Origin of the sequence: Bacillus infantis NRRL B-14911 (genome assembly GCF_000473245.1) — a bacterium.
GTDB classification, from domain to species: Bacteria; Bacillota; Bacilli; order Bacillales; family Cytobacillaceae; genus Bacillus_AB; species Bacillus_AB infantis.
Genome location: NC_022524.1, coordinates 2499573 through 2515352 on the forward strand (window position 1 = coordinate 2499573; position 15780 = coordinate 2515352).

The following is a 15780-nucleotide window of genomic DNA, read 5'->3' on the forward strand; positions in this document are numbered from 1 at the left end:
AATTCTACTTCTTACAAGAGTTTATGAACTATTTTATTTGTTATATTACATAAATTTCATTACAATAGGTTTGAGGTGAATAAATTGGACGGATTTCAGCGCAGAAAAGAACAAAAGCAGCGCCATATACTTGAGGCTGCCATTAAACTGTTTATGGACTCGGGAATTCATAAAGTGTCTATATCAGAAATTGCGAAGGAAGCACATGTTTCACAAGTGACCATATATAATTATTTTGAAAGCAAGCATAAGCTCATCCATGAGGTATTCCTCTATTATGTTGACAAAGCATCCAGTGAATTTGAGCAGCTAATCAGCAGCAATGATGCATTTCCGGATAAAGTGAAGAAAATCATTTTTAATAAAAAGGAAAATGCCAATGGAATCCACGAAGAGTTTTATCAATATATGATGAAGGAGTATTCTGTGGAAGGCAATTATATAGATAAAATCTATGAGGATAAAGCCATCCCCCTTTTCAAGGAGCTGTTCAGGCAAGGGCATGAACAAGGATATATCAATCCTGATCTTTCGTTTGAGAGTATGCTGTTCTATGTACAGATGATGAAGGAGTATTTTCAGCGGGAAGAGGTATACAGCAAGGCTTTGCCGCTGACTGAAGATATTACAAATATATTTTTCTATGGAATTATAGGGAAAAAGGAAGACCGCTAGAGCTGTCTTCCTTTTTCAATTGATTTCCGCTGATTTGCCTTTATCATGAAAGTTTGTCCTTTCAGCTGCATATATATAGGCTGTTCCTTCTTTTAAGGGACAATCTAATCAAGAATAGGCAGATGATCATGACTGGATTAATTATAATCTTTTTTCTCGTTCTGCTGCTGCCATTTACGCTGAAAGCTGTGGAACACAATCTGGAGATTTTCCTCTTTGCAATGGGAATTCTGGCGGCTTATATGAGCGGGATATTCAATGGCGAACTATTCCTTAAGGCTGCATGGGATCCAATTAAAATCACTGCGGCTGTCCTGGCTGCCGGTCTGCTGTTCAAATGGCTGAAGAGGCCGCTTGAAAGGATCATCATGGGGATAAGCAGAAGAATGCCATTCAGGCTGTTTTCCGCTTTAACGGTTGTCGTCCTGGGACTGGTTTCCAGCATCATTACCGCAATCATTGCCGCGCTGGTGCTCGTCCTGATTGTCGGCGCCCTCCGGCTTGAACGGCAGGCAGAGGTTCGCTTTACTGTGCTGTCCTGCTTTTCCATCGGCCTCGGGGCTGCCCTTACTCCTATTGGAGAACCCCTGTCAACCATAGCTATTTCAAAGCTGAATGAGGACTTCTTTTTCCTGGTAGAGCTGATTGGGCCTGAGGTAATCGCAGCCCTGCTTGCATTAGCGATTATGAGCATGCTCCTTATCCAGCCTCCTGAAAAACGGCCCGGAAGCTTCCGCAAAGAATCCGGAAATGAAACATATGAAGAAATACTGGCAAGAAGCATCAAAGTCTACCTGTTTGTTATGGGGCTGACCTTCCTTGGCGCCGGCTTTGAGCCGCTTATCAGGCATTACCTGATCGGCCAGAGTCCAGCACTTCTTTATTGGGTCAACATGATTTCCGCCATTCTCGACAATGCAACTCTAGCAGCAGCAGAAATCAGCCCTTCAATGGACCATTTTACGATTCAGTCCATCCTTCTCGGGCTCCTGATTTCAGGCGGCATGCTGATCCCCGGGAATATTCCCAACATCATCTCTGCCGGGAAGCTGAAAATCACCAGCAAAGAATGGGCAAGGTTTGGGGTCCCGGTCGGACTTCTAACTATGTTTGCCTACTATCTGGCCATCATGTGGCTGGAACATAGTTAAGAATCCCTTTATGCAGGGATTCTTCTTTTTTAGCCTCCTATGAATAGCTCTTGCTTATTGATCATCTGAGCCTTCAATCTGGCCCCAGTAATACAGAAAGCCTGCCGAAGACAGCATTGCCAGCAGGATCAGCAGCAGATTCATACTAACACCTCCATTATTTCATGCATTTTCTTATCATCCTCCAAAACATACAGCTTTTCCTCAAAAGGCTTGAGCAATTCCATTATTTGCGGCTTGCTTACTGTTTCGAAATACCGGTTCCATCTGAACATTTTCCTGAACATTTCCAATGTCGGCTTGTAGTTTGCTTTTTCCATATGAAGCTTTTGCTTGATGAACCGTTTAATGATCCTATAGATTCTTTGTCTATTAGGGGGATCCAGCAGAATGATCTGGTCCGCCTGCCTAAGGCTTTCCATGATCCAGGTGTGGTGAACACCTTCAATGATCCAGCTGTCAGAAGAAATAATTTCCTGTAACAGAGCATCCCTTTCCTTTTCAGTCCTTCGTTTGTCACCGTGCGGCCCCCTTTCCCATACCACATTGTCCAGTTCATAATGGGGAATTCCGAGCTGGGCAGATAACTTTCTGGCCAAAGTTGTTTTGCCGCTTCCAACAGAGCCGATAACATGGATTTTTCTATTCTCATTCATTAGGCATGCCACTCTTTCTATACCTCTTCGAGGAGTTCCTGATTCACTAACAGCTGAAGCAGAAACTGCCTGTCCTCAGGGAAAGAAAGGGGGATCCTTTCAAGCTCTTCTGTGGCTATCCAGGAAATATCATAAATAAGTCCATCAGGGTCCTGGATAACAGGTCTGCCGCCAGCTATTTTAATTTCAAAATAACCCACTTCCGAAAATTCAGTCTCTTTCACGAACAAAGGACGGATGATTTCAGCCAAATATCCTGTCTCCTCAAACACTTCCCTGATACAGCAATCCTCACTGCTCTCTCCCTGCTCCTGACCGCCCGATGGAACTGACCAGCGTTTTTCTTCATCAGGGGTTCCCTGCAGGACCATCAGCAGTTTTCCATTTTCAATACAAACACCAGCTGAACCAAACCACTTCTTCATTTGCCTTCCTAGTACCTCCCATTTACTGCTATATCAATATGCATTTCGATAATGAATGTATAAGTCCTTCTTTTTTGAGGAAAAAATAAGCAAAGAAAAAAACAGAGGATATTCACTCTGCTTTATACCGTATGTCCCCATATTTCTCGTATGCGTTTCTTTTCTTCTGATTTATCCATATATTCAAAGAGTCCCAGCAAATTTCCCCAAGGATCCGTAAAAGTGCCCCATTTTACCGGTACCCCGCTTCGCGACTGTATTAAAAAGGGTTCTATCATTAATTCATCCATCAGCCGCTGTCTTTCTGCTTCAATATTCTTGACCCCGAGGCGGATAGGCCCGCTTCCTTCTGCAGTATTCCCTGACGCCAGCTGCAGCCAGCTGCCAGGCACAAGCTCCCACTCAGCAAACCCTTTATGCGGAATAAAGTCAGGTGCTCTCTTGAGAAGGATGGTATACCAAGCCTCGCCTCTTTTAAAATCTGCCACTCGCAGCTGAGTGGTCATTTCAATGTACATATAGAACCTCCTCCTGGCGTTTTATCCAGTGTATCAGATAAAATCCGTGAGAAATTCTTCTTGATTGCTATTTTTTCGATCTTCTATAGATCTGTGGACATATTTCTAACATAGATTTTGTGCTGCAAACCCTCATCTGCTAAAAAGAATGACAGCAATAAAAACAGCGATTGGCACTTTTAAAATATCGGTCAAGTATTTTGACAGTTCCCTGAAGGTTCTTTTGCTTTTCAATCGATGCGTTCAGTTCTTTCCGAATTTCCATAAGTTTATCAAGCGGAATGCTTTCAGAAAGCAGAAAGTCTTCGATGCTTTCGGACAGCCATCCTGCCGTTTTGCCCTGGACTGGCAAGGAAAGTATCTTGCTTAAAAGCCTTCTTTTTTGTACAGTCCCGCGGGAACAGCAAGGACAGACTACCTTCTGCAAAATTTCTTCCAAGAGCCGATCCCCCTTCTCTTTTATATACGAATAGCTTATATGCTTTTGGAGAAGATTTCTGTATGCTTAACGGAGGATTTTTTACATTTATGTTACAAATTTTACTAGTTCTATTGTACGAGCTATGCTTCTTTATCCATTCAGTTAACGGCATTTTCATTATTTTTATGATGGTGAATGAACCAATAATCCATTGCGTATCTTTTAATTAGAATGAATTTCCTTCAAATTTAAAAAATAGCTTTGAGCAGAGGCAGGAAAGCTAGTATTGGAGAGTTTAGATGCTATAATTGAATAGTAATATCATTTTATATTTCTTATAAAACAGATGTTGTTTTATAAGAATCAGAGGGAGCACATGAATGGAAAACTGGAGAAATATTTGGGTAAAGACTGGTGCGAAGCGGATCATCATTTTTGCGATCATCCTCTTGCTCCTTATTTCACTTCACAGCATGATCAATATCATCCTGCTGACCTTTATTTTTTCCTTTTTAATGGACCGGCTGACCACCCTGCTTACAGATAAATGGAACCTTAACCGGCCGCTGGTGGTAATGTTTTTATACCTGGTTTTAATCGGCGGCCTGACACTCGCGGCCATTAATTATTTGCCTGTCATTTCACGGGAAGTAACACAATTGATTGCCCAGCTGCAGGCGTTTTATCTGCATCCCCATGAAAATGGATTCATCAATTATATTGTATTGTTCATTGAACAAAATGATATTAACAAATATCTTGAGCAAGGATTTACATTTTTGCTGAAATATTTTACTGATATAAGCAAAATCGGCATGCAAGTGCTGATATCCCTGCTGCTCAGCCTGTTTTTCCTTCTTGAAAAGAAGAAACTGATTGATTTTACCTTAAAATTCAAGACAAGCAAAGTCGCTGCTTTTTATGATGAAATTGAATATTTTTCAAGAAAGTTCTCCATGACATTCGGAAAAGTCATTGAGGCTCAGTTTGTTATTGCCATTGTCAACTGCATCCTGACAACACTGGCTCTTTGGATCATGGACTTTCCTCAGCTGGTGGCCCTGTCATTAATGGTATTAGTCCTGGGTCTAATCCCTGTAGCTGGTGTCATTATCTCTATGATTCCGCTGACAATCATAGCCTATTCCATAGGCGGATTCATGCTCGTCGGCTATATCATCCTGGTCGTCATGGTCATTCATGCTATCGAAGCTTATATCCTTAATCCGAAGCTGATGTCTTCCAAAACAGAGCTTCCGGTTTTTTATACCTTCATTGTACTTATCTTCTCGGAGCATTTTTTCGGTATTTGGGGTCTGATCGTGGGTATACCTGTATTTATGTTTCTGTTGGATATATTGGGCGTCAAAGAAATTGCCCCAAAACAAACAAAGCAGGCCCGCGTCAGCTGACCTGCTTTGTTTCTGGACAAAAAGGATGCACCTGAAGGCTGCATCCTTTTTGTCATGCTATGAAACTCTCTTTACTTCAATATACAGAACCTGGTGTCCGTCTTTTTCAGTAATTTTGAAAATAAATCCTTCTGCCTCTACTTCAGTTCCAATTTCAGCATCGAAATCCTGCGAAAGGACCCACCCGCCGATCGTATCGATATCATCACTCAACAGTTCAATTCCGAGAAGATCGTTTACGTCCTCAAGCAGCATTTTGGCATCAAGGATATACTCATCTTCCTTCACCTTCCGGATTTCAGGAACTTCATCGTCATCGAATTCATCCCTGATTTCCCCAACGATTTCTTCGAGTATATCTTCTACCGTAACAAGTCCTGATGTTCCTCCATACTCATCCATAATGATTGCAATATGGGTACGTTCTTTCTGCATCTTTACCAGCAGATCATGAATCGGTATATTTTCAATCACATGCATAACAGGTTTGACGAACTCGGCAAGTTCGTGGATTTTACCGTCATCCAGGATTTTTGCAGTGAGGAATTCCTTCACATTAACATAGCCGATGATATGGTCTTTGTCTCCATTGACAACAGGATAGCGGGTATAATTCTCCTCTTCCACCGTCAGCATGATTTCTTCAAATTCATCCTCAATGCTGATCGTTATCATTTCGGTGCGCGGCACCATGATTTCTTTTGCAACTCTTTCATCGAATTCAAAGATATTGTTGACATATTTCAGTTCGTTCTGGTTGATTTCACCGCTCTTATAGCTTTCTGACAAAAGCAGGCGGAGTTCTTCCTCTGAATGGGCAAGCTCATGCTCGGACGCAGGTTTCAGGCCAAAAAGTCCGACAAGCAAACGTGCTGACCCGTTAAGGAACCAGATGAAAGGATACATCAGACGGTAAAACCAGATGATGGGCCTCGCAAAGAGCAATGTGATTCTCTCAGCCTTTTGAATGGCAAGAGTCTTCGGGGCAAGCTCCCCTACGACAACATGCAGGAAAGTGGCAATAGCAAACGCAAAAGCCAGAGTCAGAATATGGGAAAGCGATTCGCTTACTTGGAAATATTCAAGCACAGGGTGCAGGATCACTTCAAATGTCGATTCTCCCACCCAGCCGATGCCCAGTGCTGTCACGGTAATGCCGAGCTGGCAGGCAGAAAGATACTCATCAAGATGAGTCACGACTTTTTTTGCAGCCAGTGACCCGTTTTTCCCTTCTGCAATAAGCTGGTCAATCTTAGAAGATCTTACTTTAACGATTGCAAATTCCGTCGCCACGAAAAAGGCGGTCAATGCAATTAAAATAGCAAAAATGATCAAGTTAATAGTGGTCAATGAATAGCCTTACAGAGTAAGGCGTACACCTCCTGGAAAATTAGGTTCATGACCGCTGCGTATCCCCTGTCAGTTGATCAGGCAAGTCAGGAGAAATATTTCTATTACTCATGTTTTTTAAGAACTTTTCAGGCGCTGGTGTTGCAGCAGCCTTCAATCCATTACTTAAGCCGAATCCCGGCCAGGCTGCAGCGGCAATTCAATTTAGAACGTACAGGTTTCAGCAAACTAAATTTGGTGTAATAGTTTACAGAACCCCTTGCATCATAGGTTGCTGTTGAAAAGCCAAGCAGCTTTAATTGCTCGTTCCCAAATGAATCACCCCCTTACTGGCACGTTATAGTTAGTTCTTATTTTACTGTCATTTTTGGCCGGTGGCAATCTATTAGTCCTTCTGTCCATAAAATGTTCAAAAATGATAAATCAATGCCAGATGGTTATGCTAAATACTGGACAAACCATTTGGAAAAAATGGAGAGGTGAAAAGATGTCTTTTATTCAATTGTTGAAAAAAGGTAACAAATCATCCGGCATTGCTGCGATTGGCAATACTGTGCTGACGATTGCCAAAGGGGTAGCTGCTGCCATAAGCGGCAGCGGTACAATGCTTGCAACCACCCTTCACTCTGCAGCAGATGCCCTTAATCAGGGCTTTGTATTCATCGGCAGTGCCCTTGCTGAGAAGGAGCCGACGAAAAGATTTCCTACCGGCTTCGGGCGTGTTGTCAACCTGTTTGTCCTGGTTGCGGTCATCGTCATCGCGATCATGGCCTATGAAACAATCCACAAAGGCTGGGAGCTGATCCAGCACCCAAAAGAGTCCACCAATATCCTGCTTAATATTTCCATCATGCTTCTGGCAATAGGGGTTGACGGCTTCATTCTGGTAAAGGCAATGAAGGAAATCAATCATGAAACCCGCAGTGAGGCCAAAGGCTTTAGCATTGTCACGACTGCGTTCAAGAATAATGGCCTGGCATCGCCGCCGACCAGGCTGGTGTTTTATGAAGACCTGATTGCCACATTTGGCGCACTGCTGGCACTTGTCTCCATCCTGCTTGCTCACTTTACAGGTTTTTACTTTCTTGATGGAGTCGGAACAATACTGATCGGCTTACTGCTCACAGGAATCGCCGTAAAAATCGGCTATGAAAATACCATCGGCCTGATCGGGGTAGCCGCACCGAAAATCGTGGAGGACCGTGTGGCAAATATGATCCTTTCCGATCCTGATGTGGTCGATATCTTGGATATGCGGATCCTGCAGGAAGGCAGGCGCTTTCATGTAGAAAGCTACATCGAGCTGAGGGCTGGCCTTTCACTGGCAGATGCTGATGATATCAAATTCAGAGTACGCGACCTGCTGCTGACCGATACCGACATCGGCGATGCAACACTTGGCATACTGGAAACAGACAATGTCCAGACCTGGAAAGATGAAGATAAATAAATAAAGAAGAGGGAGACCTCTTCTTTTTTATTTGGTCCGGGTGTGGTAACCTTTTTCGCCATAGGGCTGAAAATGATTATGCCACTTCTCTTCCAGCTCTGCCAAAGCTTCCTTTTCATTATAATAGGGGTCTTCCTTCTTCTTTAGAACCTCAATCACCGAGATTTCGAAAGCATCCATCCCGTACTTCCTCCAGTCATCCTGAAGATGCTTATTTATATAAGAGCCTGTTTCCAGACTGAATTTCAATCCATTCAGTGTCTTTAGATTCCTGGTACTTCCAATAAACATTTTATGGTTGTGTTTGTTTTTTATTTGAAAAACACCCGCTTCCACTTGGACTTCCTTAAATTGATTTTTCAGTTCTTTTCTCCGGTCCATTATTATTTCCTCCTTCGGTTTATCTTTTCAGCCAATATGCGCTTCCATCGGCCTTTCTGTCCAGAAGGCCATATTCAATCAGATATCTTCTGATAAGTGCATAGTCTTCGTAAATGCTCTCAATAATGCTGTTTAACTCTTTTTCGCTGTAAACTATGCCAGCCTTCAGAAGCTTACTGATTTCCCTTATCACTGCAAGCCGCTGTTTTTCTTTTGGCGGGAACTTTACAAGGCCGCCTTCTATGCCATTGGGTAAAAATTTATCAACGATTTTTTGCTGCTCTTCCTCAGTTATGGCATATCTGTCATCAACCATAGATGCATGTATATGCGGGGGTATAAAAGCTGGCGCATACCGGTCCTTCTCCCTTAAGAGCTCCATGACGGCAAGGAAAGCCTTTGCCTGTCTCTCTTTTTCCTTTAGGGCAAAACGGTGATGCCTGATTGTCGATGCACTGCCTATGCCCAATTCCGCTTGCACCTCTTTATCTGCCATCCCTTGATAGAACAAGCGCAAAAGCTGGCTCTGGTGCTCTGTCACCCCGGTCCATTTCTTATCAAGTCCCAGCAAATAATCAAACACCGAAGAATGCGATCTCTCGATATGAAGACGTGTATATCTCTCAGCTTCATACAAGAGGTTTTCATAAGGATAGACAATACCCTTATCAAATTTCTCCCCGCATAACAAGCATAGAAAGCTCTCACTTTCTTCTCTGTATCCTTTTTTTATTTCTTCAAGACTCGCCTCCCAAAGGCTTGCTGATATATCCGGCATACAAACACCCCCAATAGATTAATGACCTCAATACAAACTTAATATATTTTTGTTTATAATTATACAAACAATATATATTTTTGTTTGTTATAAGTCAATAAAAAACGGCTATCCATTTTTGGATAACCGAATATATTTATAAGTTCTTTCCTGTCAGATAGCCCAGGCAGGCGAGTAGAATACCGAAGAAATAGGTGATGCCAATGTACAGGAAAAATGCTTTTTTCTTTTGTCCGATATGCAGCTGGATGGTTTCTAGCTTTAGTGTAGAAAAGGTTGTAAAAGCACCCATAAAACCGGTGCCGGCGAATAACAGATATTTCTGGTCCAAATGGGCTCCTGTCAGCAGGCCCAGCAGAAAGGCACCAGACAGATTGACGATGATCGTTCCAGTAGGAAGGGATTTCTCTTTGCTGTTGTATTTCCGGCTTATGGCAAACCGGGCCATGCTTCCGAAAAAACCTCCGATGCCCACCAGTGCAAAGTGATAGAAACTCATGAAGCCAGCTCCTCCTTTGCTATCCTGAATCCAAGCCTGCTGAACAGCAGCCCGCCGATCATACTGAGGATGATATAAAGAATCCCAAGGACCAGATGGCCCTTGTTAAATAAATCGACAGTTTCCACACTTAAAGTTGAAAAAGTCGTGAATGACCCGACAAAGCCTGTGCCAATAGCTGCCGTAAGCTCAGAAGAGACATATATTCTTTTGAATCCAATGGTTGTCAGCCATGCGAGCACAAAGCTGCCGGCCAGATTGCAGGCCAGTGTGCTGTATGGAAAAACATTCTCCACGAACAGGCTGATCCCTATCCAGTATCTCAGTATGCTGCCTAACATTCCGGCGAGTCCGACATACATATAAATCATGGTGTTAACTCCTTTAATACTAATAATCTCTAACCGTACTTTTTAGTATAACATTTTTCTTGTTTCTCTTGATAATCATGAAAAAACCCCTGCCTGCATAGGAGGAGTTTTTATCTGTATCCTTATTTGTCCAGGTATGCCTGAAGAGCAACCAGTTCCCTTGCCAGTTTTTCAATTCTTTCAAGAACAATGGGTGATGCAATTTCATTGTCTTCATTAAAGTCCTTGCTGTGGACAAAAACTGAGCTGGCTGGGGTGGTTCCCTTAAGGTAGGAAATAATCGGCTTGAGCTGATATTCTGCTACAAGGAAATGCTTGTCGGATCCCCCTGTTGTGACAATACCGACTGCTTTTGAGTTAAAAACATCAACCGCGAGATGATCAAATAGATTTTTCAGCGCTCCTGTGATAGAGGCCTGATAGATCGGTGTGCCTATAATGAGGATGTCAGCTTCTGATACAGTCTGCACAACCTTCCATGTATCACTGTTATAATAGGTCAGCGGCTTTCCTGTAACAAACTCAACGTTATAGTCCTTTAAGTCAAGCAGCTCTGTCTGAATAGATGGATACAATCGCTTTGCAGCAGCGAGTATCTCATGTACAGCCTTTGATGTTTTCGATCCGGTCAGGGATCCTGAAATGCCGACAAGTTTCACAGCCGATTCCTCCCAATGTCAGATTTATTATATGGCAAATTCCTTCAATTCATTATCAATATGCTCTTTTATCAAATGAAGGCACTCCTCTGCTGTCTTTGCAAAAATCCTTTTTCCATTCACGATTGCATAAGGACGCCTGGCACACATGCCGCAAAAGGAGAGGCAGCTGCTTTCAATAACGGCCACTTCAGGATACTCCCCTTCAAGGAGCCCTTCGAGATCCAATTCTGTAATCAGGCTCCCGTCGCAAATCTCCACCACTACTATACCCATCGCTGCTCACCTCCCTGCTTTTTAGGCATGCTGCCCTTTGTATAATTCCTCACCAAGGGTGATCACTTCGGTTTCAAGGTCGACACCATGCTTTTCCTTCACAGTTTTCCTGACATATTCTATAAGTGCCAGATAATCCTTTGCCGTACAATTATCTTTATTAATGATGAAGCCGGCATGCTTGCGGGAAACTTCTGCCCCGCCGATATTTTTACCTTGAAGACCGCTGTCCTGTATAAGCTTTCCTGCATAATGGCCAGGAGGACGCTTGAACACACTCCCGCAGGATGGAAATTCAAGCGGCTGCTTGCTTTTCCTCGCCTCCGTGTTTTCTTTTATCCTGGCTGATATATCCTCTTTGCAATCAAAGGACAGATTAAACTCTGCCTTCAGGATGATGAATTTTTTTTCAGCCATGATGCTTTTCCGATAGCTCAGCACAAGCTTCTCTCTTCCCAGTTCCAGGATGCTTCCTTCCTCTGTGAGAACTAGTGTTTTTTGAAGGACATCAGAGATTTGTCCGCCGTAGGCACCTGCATTCATGTAAAGGGCCCCTCCAGTCGTCCCAGGGATCCCGCATGCAAATTCCATTCCTGAAAGGCTATGCTCTAATGCTTTGAGTGAAACATCGATGATCCGGCTGCCTGCTTCGGCAATTACCGTCTCTCCAGTGACCGAAATCTTATTCATTTTTGACAATGACAGAACAAGCCCCCTGATTCCTCCATCCCTGATGATCATATTCGAACCGTTGCCTATCAGAGTCACAGGCACCCCCTGCCGCTTTGCCTGCTTAAGGATATAAGCTGCATCCTCAGGGCATGCCGCTTCAGCGTAAAGATCTGCCGGTCCGCCAAGCTTTGTATAAGCATGCTCCTTTAAGGGTTCATTAAGTCTAAAAGAAGAGTCCGGCAATTCTAAGGAAAGCAATTCATACAGATTTTTTAGCATATGATTCATGAAACCAGCTCCTTAAACAGCAGGCGGGCCGAATTTGCCATTATGGAAATCCCGGTATGCCTCCCTGATTTCTTCCATTGTGTTCATCACAAATGGACCATAGGGAACAATTTCTTCCTTAATCGGTGCACCGGAGTATACAAGCACCTTTGATTTTCTGCTGTTCGCCTTTATGGCAAGTTCGCTGCCTTTATTAACATCCCCGCCGTCCTTGTATGAAAGGGTCGCGACTCCATGCTTTTTCAGATTCACTTCATTTTTCCCAAAGTCCATATCCCCTGAGAGGACATACAAAAAAGCATTATGATTTTCAGGGATGGTCAGGGTATATTCTGCACCCTTAGTTAAGTTGATCTCAGAAAGAGTGATGGGGACTGCAGAACTAAGCGGACCCTTGACACCTGCTATGTCTCCGGAAAACACCTTGATGGAGCCTCCTTGGAAATCCACCGTGGGTGCATCCTCTCCGTAAACATTCTGATAGCTTGTTTCAGAATTTTTCAATTCCTTCGGCAGGTTAAGCCAAAGCTGCAGCGTGTGGGCAATATCATTTTCCACGCCCTCCTCGGCATGGCGCGCTGCCCAGCCGGCATTCATATACTGCACATCGCCAGGCTCAAGAATATCCCGGCCTCCTGCATTGTCGATATGCTCCAGCCTGCCATCCACAACATAGGTGACTGTCTGGAACCCCCTGTGCGGATGGTCAGAGAAAGCGCCCCTCTTAAACCAGTCCTCCGCCATCAGGATGAATGGATCAAATTCCATGAAGCGGTCAGCCGGCAGTACCCAGCCCTTCTGGATGAACGGGAAGCTCGCTTCTTCATACTCAACATACCAGTGGTCTTTGACGCTTCTTTTAAACAGGGGTTTTTCTTCCATTCTATCCATCTCCTTCTTCGTTCAAGTAATCGGTATTCTCAGTATTTGCCTCCATTAGAACACATATTAGTTGTTATATCAACCATTAAGCTTTCTTCTTGTACACGCCTTTTTTATCAGATGAAGCACACAGTCAGGATGGGTATAAACATTGATAAAATCGGCATCATATTTATGCAGCCAATACACCAGCTCGGAGTATTCCCTGGAGCGGCTGTAAAAAATGACAGGATGATTGCTGAAAAAAGAGAGCCTAAGCTGATTTGCCAGCATTGAGTCTATATCCACAATAACAACATCCGCATCATCAGGCACACTGCCGCGTGCATCCTTCAGGAATGATACCTCTAATTCTGGGTATGCCTGCAGCAGCAATATTAAGCTTTTCCCTACTCGCCCATTATCCGAAACAATTACTGCCTTCATCAGCTCAGCCCCCTTTTTGCTCTTCTATCATAATGTAGCATAATGCAGAAGGGTTTCCTTCCGTCATTCTGGCGAAAAGCCTATGCTGCTTTTGGCTGAGTGGACTAAGACTAAAGTTGCAGGGAGGTCTCCTGTGATTGAAGCTAACTTGCTATATATGAATTCCTTTTTTGCCAGCTTAGTATACTGAGTGATCCATTTACTTTCAAAGTCCACTTATTCAGTGCCGGTATGCATTGATTAGACTGTTTTCTATGCATGAGGTCTCTTTTGAAGCGAGGCTCATGCATCGATTAGACTCTTCTTATGTTTGCCCTCTTTCTGCAGGTCTCAAGCGTAACATGATTTTTTTTTAAGATAAAAAAGACCCTTCCTATAAAGAAGGGTTCATCTGGTCATACGCCCATTTTTCTGCGGGTATTACTCGCCTTTTTAGTCATCTGGCTTTTCATTACCTGATTTTTAGCAGCTGACTTGGCGCCTTGTTTTCCATTTCCCTGCGCCTGTTTCTTTTTCTCGAGCTGCTGCTTCATTAATTCTTGAAGGCTTACTTTTTTCTTTTCGCCGTTTTGGTTATTTTCCTGGTTAGACATATTGTTTCTCCTTCAGTTCGTATTTCTTTTTATTATAATACAAGCCGCGGAAAATTTCTTTCATTTATTGAAAGATCATATAGCCTTCTGAACTCAGCCATGAATCAAGGGCCGTCCTGGTAAAATAAACCTTATATCCAATTCTAATAAATGGGATGGATCCTTCATCATAATTTTGCTGGTCAAAAGGCCCTAGTTTCTGAAAATCCTCCATGCTAATGCCTAAATAGGCTGCAGCTTCATCAGGCTTCATCAGCATTTGAGGCTGAACAGCTTCCTGAACTTCTGCTTCTGTGTTCTCCTTCTTCAATGCTGTGCCGATATACCAGCTTCCCCCTGCAATACTGATCGCCAAACAGAAAATAGAGCAAGCTATCCAATTGATTTTCATAAAAATTTCCTTTTCATTTTAAACCCATTATATCATTGTGCAGTTATTCTAAGAACGCTTATCAAGAAATTACAAATTAAAACATTCGCAATATCAAAAGTTTTTGCAGCTTCAGCTCTCCCTCACTCAGGCATTTTCATCCTTGGAAAACAAAAATAGAGCATCAATCCCCCGATCCCAGCCATAAAAAGGAATCCTAATATACTGCCTTCTATTAAGGCAAAAAAGCCAAACACCAAAAAAATGATCGACAGCCATGTAAGAAAGGAATTAATCGTATATTCATAAATCGCACTTATAAAGGTCAGAGTCCTTCCAAGGAACTGTCCTTCGCTTCCTGCCCTTTTTGCGTGAATCGCTGCAAGCAGCGTACTCCATAAGAGTAAAGCAGGCAGCCCCCACAAGAAAATCCATCCAAAAAGCCCCATAGAAATCCTCCCCGCCAAATCAGCAGCAGTCCCAGTTAAACAGCACCCGGTCAAACCGGCGTGCCTTCAGGTCGCTTACGTTAATAAAAAAATTACAGATGCCGACATCCCCCCAAATGACCGCGTATTTTTCACTGACCTTGTCATAATCGCTGTCCAGCTGGAACAGGAGGGTATCATATCTGCTTCCGTCCTCACGCGGATCCATCTGTGTGAAATAAGGGTAGCCGCCCATCTGATGGTGGACTTCTCCCTCAGGATTGCTGTAGTCATTATAAAGGTCGTCAACCTCTTCATATCCTTCTGGCATTTCTTCTTCTGCCAGCCTTTCGAAATAATTTAGGCTTGATTCCCCGATCACTTCATCAAACCGGTAATCCCCTGCTGCTATATACATACTTGAAGCTTTTCCTTTAACCATAAACTCTCCGCCTTCGAGAACTTCATATTCACAATTGGAACGGTGTTCATCTATAGCGGAAAAGTCTGTGACCAGATTTTCTTCATTTTCCTCCACATCCTCAAAAAATAGGACACGGAAGCCTGACTGGTCATCCTGCTGATCAAAATTCATCCCGAAAACATCATCATTTAAGTCGATGTAAAAAGATAGAATGCCTTTGTCCGGAAAATCCGGCAGTTTAGGGAGTTTGCCTAAATTTAGCTGGGCAAGCAAATGAAGGGGCTCCCCTGCTTGATTAAGAGGATATTGGGTGCCTTTTGGCATGTAAGGATTTCCTCCAGCCTTGCTTTCCCAGAGCCGAAGCTCATATTCAGGCTTTACAAGTTCTAGCTGCACAAACTCTTTCCTCGTCTTTTCAAATGTTTCCCGATCATTATGGCGTATTAATTTTTCCTGTTTCATCAAACAAACCTCCTGATTTCAAAACATAGACTCTCATTTATTTTTTCTGGCGACAGTATTAAACGATGCTGCAGGGAGACAGTTCCTAGTCCATTTTCCTTTTTTCTTAAGAAGTAAGAAGTAACAGCTCAACCCAAATATAGAGTACTTTACAAATTGTAATCGTACAATAAAATTTTTCCGAAAATTCAACATATTAATCTATAATAAAAG

Annotated in this window: 22 protein-coding genes; 4 read left to right on the plus strand and 18 right to left on the minus strand. The window is 43.0% G+C overall.

Annotation, left to right across the window (positions count from 1 at the left end):
• Window positions 1-84: 84 nt before the first annotated feature.
• Entirely contained in the window at window positions 85-675 is a 591-nt protein-coding gene (locus N288_RS12495; protein WP_022543926.1) for a TetR/AcrR family transcriptional regulator, read from the plus strand.
• A gap of 125 nt (window positions 676-800) precedes the next feature.
• Window positions 801-1826, plus strand: coding sequence for a DUF1646 family protein (locus tag N288_RS12500; RefSeq protein WP_035402480.1), 1026 nt, complete (start codon window positions 801-803; stop codon window positions 1824-1826).
• A 140-nt stretch (window positions 1827-1966) separates the two neighbouring features.
• Here N288_RS12500 and N288_RS12505 read toward each other — a convergent pair whose 3' ends face one another.
• From N288_RS12505 to N288_RS12520, 4 genes are all read right to left on the minus strand, one after another.
• Window positions 1967-2482 carry an AAA family ATPase gene (locus N288_RS12505; protein ID WP_009793556.1) on the minus strand — a complete coding sequence of 172 codons (516 nt, stop codon included), beginning with the start codon at window positions 2480-2482 and terminating at the stop codon, window positions 1967-1969.
• A 17-nt stretch (window positions 2483-2499) separates the two neighbouring features.
• Window positions 2500-2907, minus strand: coding sequence for an NUDIX domain-containing protein (locus tag N288_RS12510; RefSeq protein WP_009793555.1), 408 nt, complete (start codon window positions 2905-2907; stop codon window positions 2500-2502).
• 122 nt (window positions 2908-3029) lie between these two features.
• A complete protein-coding gene (locus tag N288_RS12515) occupies window positions 3030-3425 on the minus strand; it encodes a VOC family protein (protein ID WP_009793554.1) in 396 nt (131 codons plus the stop codon).
• Window positions 3426-3564: 139 nt separating this feature from the next.
• Window positions 3565-3864, minus strand: coding sequence for a hypothetical protein (locus N288_RS12520; RefSeq protein WP_009793553.1), 300 nt, complete (start codon window positions 3862-3864; stop codon window positions 3565-3567).
• Between the two features lie 362 nt (window positions 3865-4226).
• On the opposite strand from N288_RS12520, the gene N288_RS12525 reads away from it, so the two are divergent.
• On the plus strand, window positions 4227-5258 hold the full coding sequence (locus tag N288_RS12525; protein ID WP_009793552.1) for an AI-2E family transporter: 1032 nt from the start codon (window positions 4227-4229) through the stop codon (window positions 5256-5258).
• A gap of 57 nt (window positions 5259-5315) precedes the next feature.
• Here N288_RS12525 and N288_RS12530 read toward each other — a convergent pair whose 3' ends face one another.
• Complete coding sequence (locus N288_RS12530) at window positions 5316-6608, minus strand: hemolysin family protein (RefSeq protein ID WP_022543927.1); 1293 nt, start codon at window positions 6606-6608, stop codon at window positions 5316-5318.
• Window positions 6609-7095: 487 nt separating this feature from the next.
• Between N288_RS12530 and N288_RS12535 the strand changes: the two genes are divergently transcribed.
• Window positions 7096-8058 (plus strand): cation diffusion facilitator family transporter, encoded by a 963-nt coding sequence (locus N288_RS12535; RefSeq protein WP_022543928.1) that lies wholly within the window; start codon window positions 7096-7098, stop codon window positions 8056-8058.
• Between the two features lie 27 nt (window positions 8059-8085).
• Here the strand turns inward: N288_RS12535 and N288_RS12540 are convergent, their stop codons facing one another.
• The 13 genes from N288_RS12540 to N288_RS12600 all read right to left on the minus strand — a co-directional run bounded on the left by N288_RS12540 (window position 8086) and on the right by N288_RS12600 (window position 15567).
• Complete coding sequence (locus tag N288_RS12540) at window positions 8086-8439, minus strand: GIY-YIG nuclease family protein (protein WP_009793549.1); 354 nt, start codon at window positions 8437-8439, stop codon at window positions 8086-8088.
• Window positions 8440-8458: 19 nt separating this feature from the next.
• Window positions 8459-9217 carry a DUF2087 domain-containing protein gene (locus tag N288_RS12545; protein WP_009793548.1) on the minus strand — a complete coding sequence of 253 codons (759 nt, stop codon included), beginning with the start codon at window positions 9215-9217 and terminating at the stop codon, window positions 8459-8461.
• A gap of 136 nt (window positions 9218-9353) precedes the next feature.
• Window positions 9354-9716 carry a fluoride efflux transporter FluC gene (locus N288_RS12550; RefSeq protein WP_009793547.1) on the minus strand — a complete coding sequence of 121 codons (363 nt, stop codon included), beginning with the start codon at window positions 9714-9716 and terminating at the stop codon, window positions 9354-9356.
• A complete protein-coding gene (crcB, locus tag N288_RS12555; RefSeq protein WP_009793546.1) occupies window positions 9713-10087 on the minus strand; it encodes a fluoride efflux transporter CrcB in 375 nt (124 codons plus the stop codon). The genes N288_RS12550 and crcB overlap by 4 nt, the downstream gene beginning before the upstream one ends.
• Window positions 10088-10209: 122 nt before the next feature.
• Entirely contained in the window at window positions 10210-10746 is a 537-nt protein-coding gene (locus tag N288_RS12560) for an NADPH-dependent FMN reductase (protein WP_009793545.1), read from the minus strand.
• Between the two features lie 27 nt (window positions 10747-10773).
• Window positions 10774-11022, minus strand: a complete 249-nt coding sequence (locus tag N288_RS12565) for a YuzB family protein (RefSeq protein ID WP_009793544.1) — start codon at window positions 11020-11022, stop codon at window positions 10774-10776.
• Between the two features lie 21 nt (window positions 11023-11043).
• Window positions 11044-11982 (minus strand): UDP-N-acetylmuramate dehydrogenase, encoded by a 939-nt coding sequence (gene murB / locus N288_RS12570; RefSeq protein WP_009793543.1) that lies wholly within the window; start codon window positions 11980-11982, stop codon window positions 11044-11046.
• A 12-nt stretch (window positions 11983-11994) separates the two neighbouring features.
• Window positions 11995-12864 carry a pirin family protein gene (locus N288_RS12575; RefSeq protein WP_009793542.1) on the minus strand — a complete coding sequence of 290 codons (870 nt, stop codon included), beginning with the start codon at window positions 12862-12864 and terminating at the stop codon, window positions 11995-11997.
• A 78-nt stretch (window positions 12865-12942) separates the two neighbouring features.
• Entirely contained in the window at window positions 12943-13290 is a 348-nt protein-coding gene (locus tag N288_RS12580; protein WP_009793541.1) for a hypothetical protein, read from the minus strand.
• Between the two features lie 395 nt (window positions 13291-13685).
• Window positions 13686-13883, minus strand: coding sequence for a hypothetical protein (locus N288_RS12585; protein WP_009793540.1), 198 nt, complete (start codon window positions 13881-13883; stop codon window positions 13686-13688).
• A gap of 64 nt (window positions 13884-13947) precedes the next feature.
• Window positions 13948-14274, minus strand: a complete 327-nt coding sequence (locus N288_RS12590) for a MerR family transcriptional regulator (RefSeq protein WP_022543929.1) — start codon at window positions 14272-14274, stop codon at window positions 13948-13950.
• A 122-nt stretch (window positions 14275-14396) separates the two neighbouring features.
• Window positions 14397-14702 carry a hypothetical protein gene (locus tag N288_RS12595; RefSeq protein WP_009793537.1) on the minus strand — a complete coding sequence of 102 codons (306 nt, stop codon included), beginning with the start codon at window positions 14700-14702 and terminating at the stop codon, window positions 14397-14399.
• A gap of 19 nt (window positions 14703-14721) precedes the next feature.
• On the minus strand, window positions 14722-15567 hold the full coding sequence (locus tag N288_RS12600; RefSeq protein ID WP_009793536.1) for a YwqG family protein: 846 nt from the start codon (window positions 15565-15567) through the stop codon (window positions 14722-14724).
• Between the last annotated feature and the right edge of the window lie 213 nt (window positions 15568-15780).

Coding starts and splice junctions, on each gene's coding strand:
- N288_RS12505 (WP_009793556.1), bottom strand. CDS start 2,482: ATGAATGAGAATAGAAAAATCCATGTTATCGGCTCTGTTGGAAGCGGC.
- N288_RS12510 (WP_009793555.1), bottom strand. CDS start 2,907: ATGAAGAAGTGGTTTGGTTCAGCTGGTGTTTGTATTGAAAATGGAAAA.
- N288_RS12515 (WP_009793554.1), bottom strand. CDS start 3,425: ATGTACATTGAAATGACCACTCAGCTGCGAGTGGCAGATTTTAAAAGA.
- N288_RS12525 (WP_009793552.1), top strand. CDS start 4,227: ATGGAAAACTGGAGAAATATTTGGGTAAAGACTGGTGCGAAGCGGATC.
- N288_RS12535 (WP_022543928.1), top strand. CDS start 7,096: ATGTCTTTTATTCAATTGTTGAAAAAAGGTAACAAATCATCCGGCATT.
- N288_RS12540 (WP_009793549.1), bottom strand. CDS start 8,439: ATGGACCGGAGAAAAGAACTGAAAAATCAATTTAAGGAAGTCCAAGTG.
- N288_RS12545 (WP_009793548.1), bottom strand. CDS start 9,217: ATGCCGGATATATCAGCAAGCCTTTGGGAGGCGAGTCTTGAAGAAATA.
- N288_RS12550 (WP_009793547.1), bottom strand. CDS start 9,716: ATGAGTTTCTATCACTTTGCACTGGTGGGCATCGGAGGTTTTTTCGGA.
- crcB (WP_009793546.1), bottom strand. CDS start 10,087: ATGATTTATATGTATGTCGGACTCGCCGGAATGTTAGGCAGCATACTG.
- N288_RS12565 (WP_009793544.1), bottom strand. CDS start 11,022: ATGGGTATAGTAGTGGTGGAGATTTGCGACGGGAGCCTGATTACAGAA.
- murB (WP_009793543.1), bottom strand. CDS start 11,982: ATGAATCATATGCTAAAAAATCTGTATGAATTGCTTTCCTTAGAATTG.
- N288_RS12575 (WP_009793542.1), bottom strand. CDS start 12,864: ATGGAAGAAAAACCCCTGTTTAAAAGAAGCGTCAAAGACCACTGGTAT.
- N288_RS12580 (WP_009793541.1), bottom strand. CDS start 13,290: ATGAAGGCAGTAATTGTTTCGGATAATGGGCGAGTAGGGAAAAGCTTA.
- N288_RS12585 (WP_009793540.1), bottom strand. CDS start 13,883: ATGTCTAACCAGGAAAATAACCAAAACGGCGAAAAGAAAAAAGTAAGC.
- N288_RS12590 (WP_022543929.1), bottom strand. CDS start 14,274: ATGAAAATCAATTGGATAGCTTGCTCTATTTTCTGTTTGGCGATCAGT.
- N288_RS12595 (WP_009793537.1), bottom strand. CDS start 14,702: ATGGGGCTTTTTGGATGGATTTTCTTGTGGGGGCTGCCTGCTTTACTC.
- N288_RS12600 (WP_009793536.1), bottom strand. CDS start 15,567: ATGAAACAGGAAAAATTAATACGCCATAATGATCGGGAAACATTTGAA.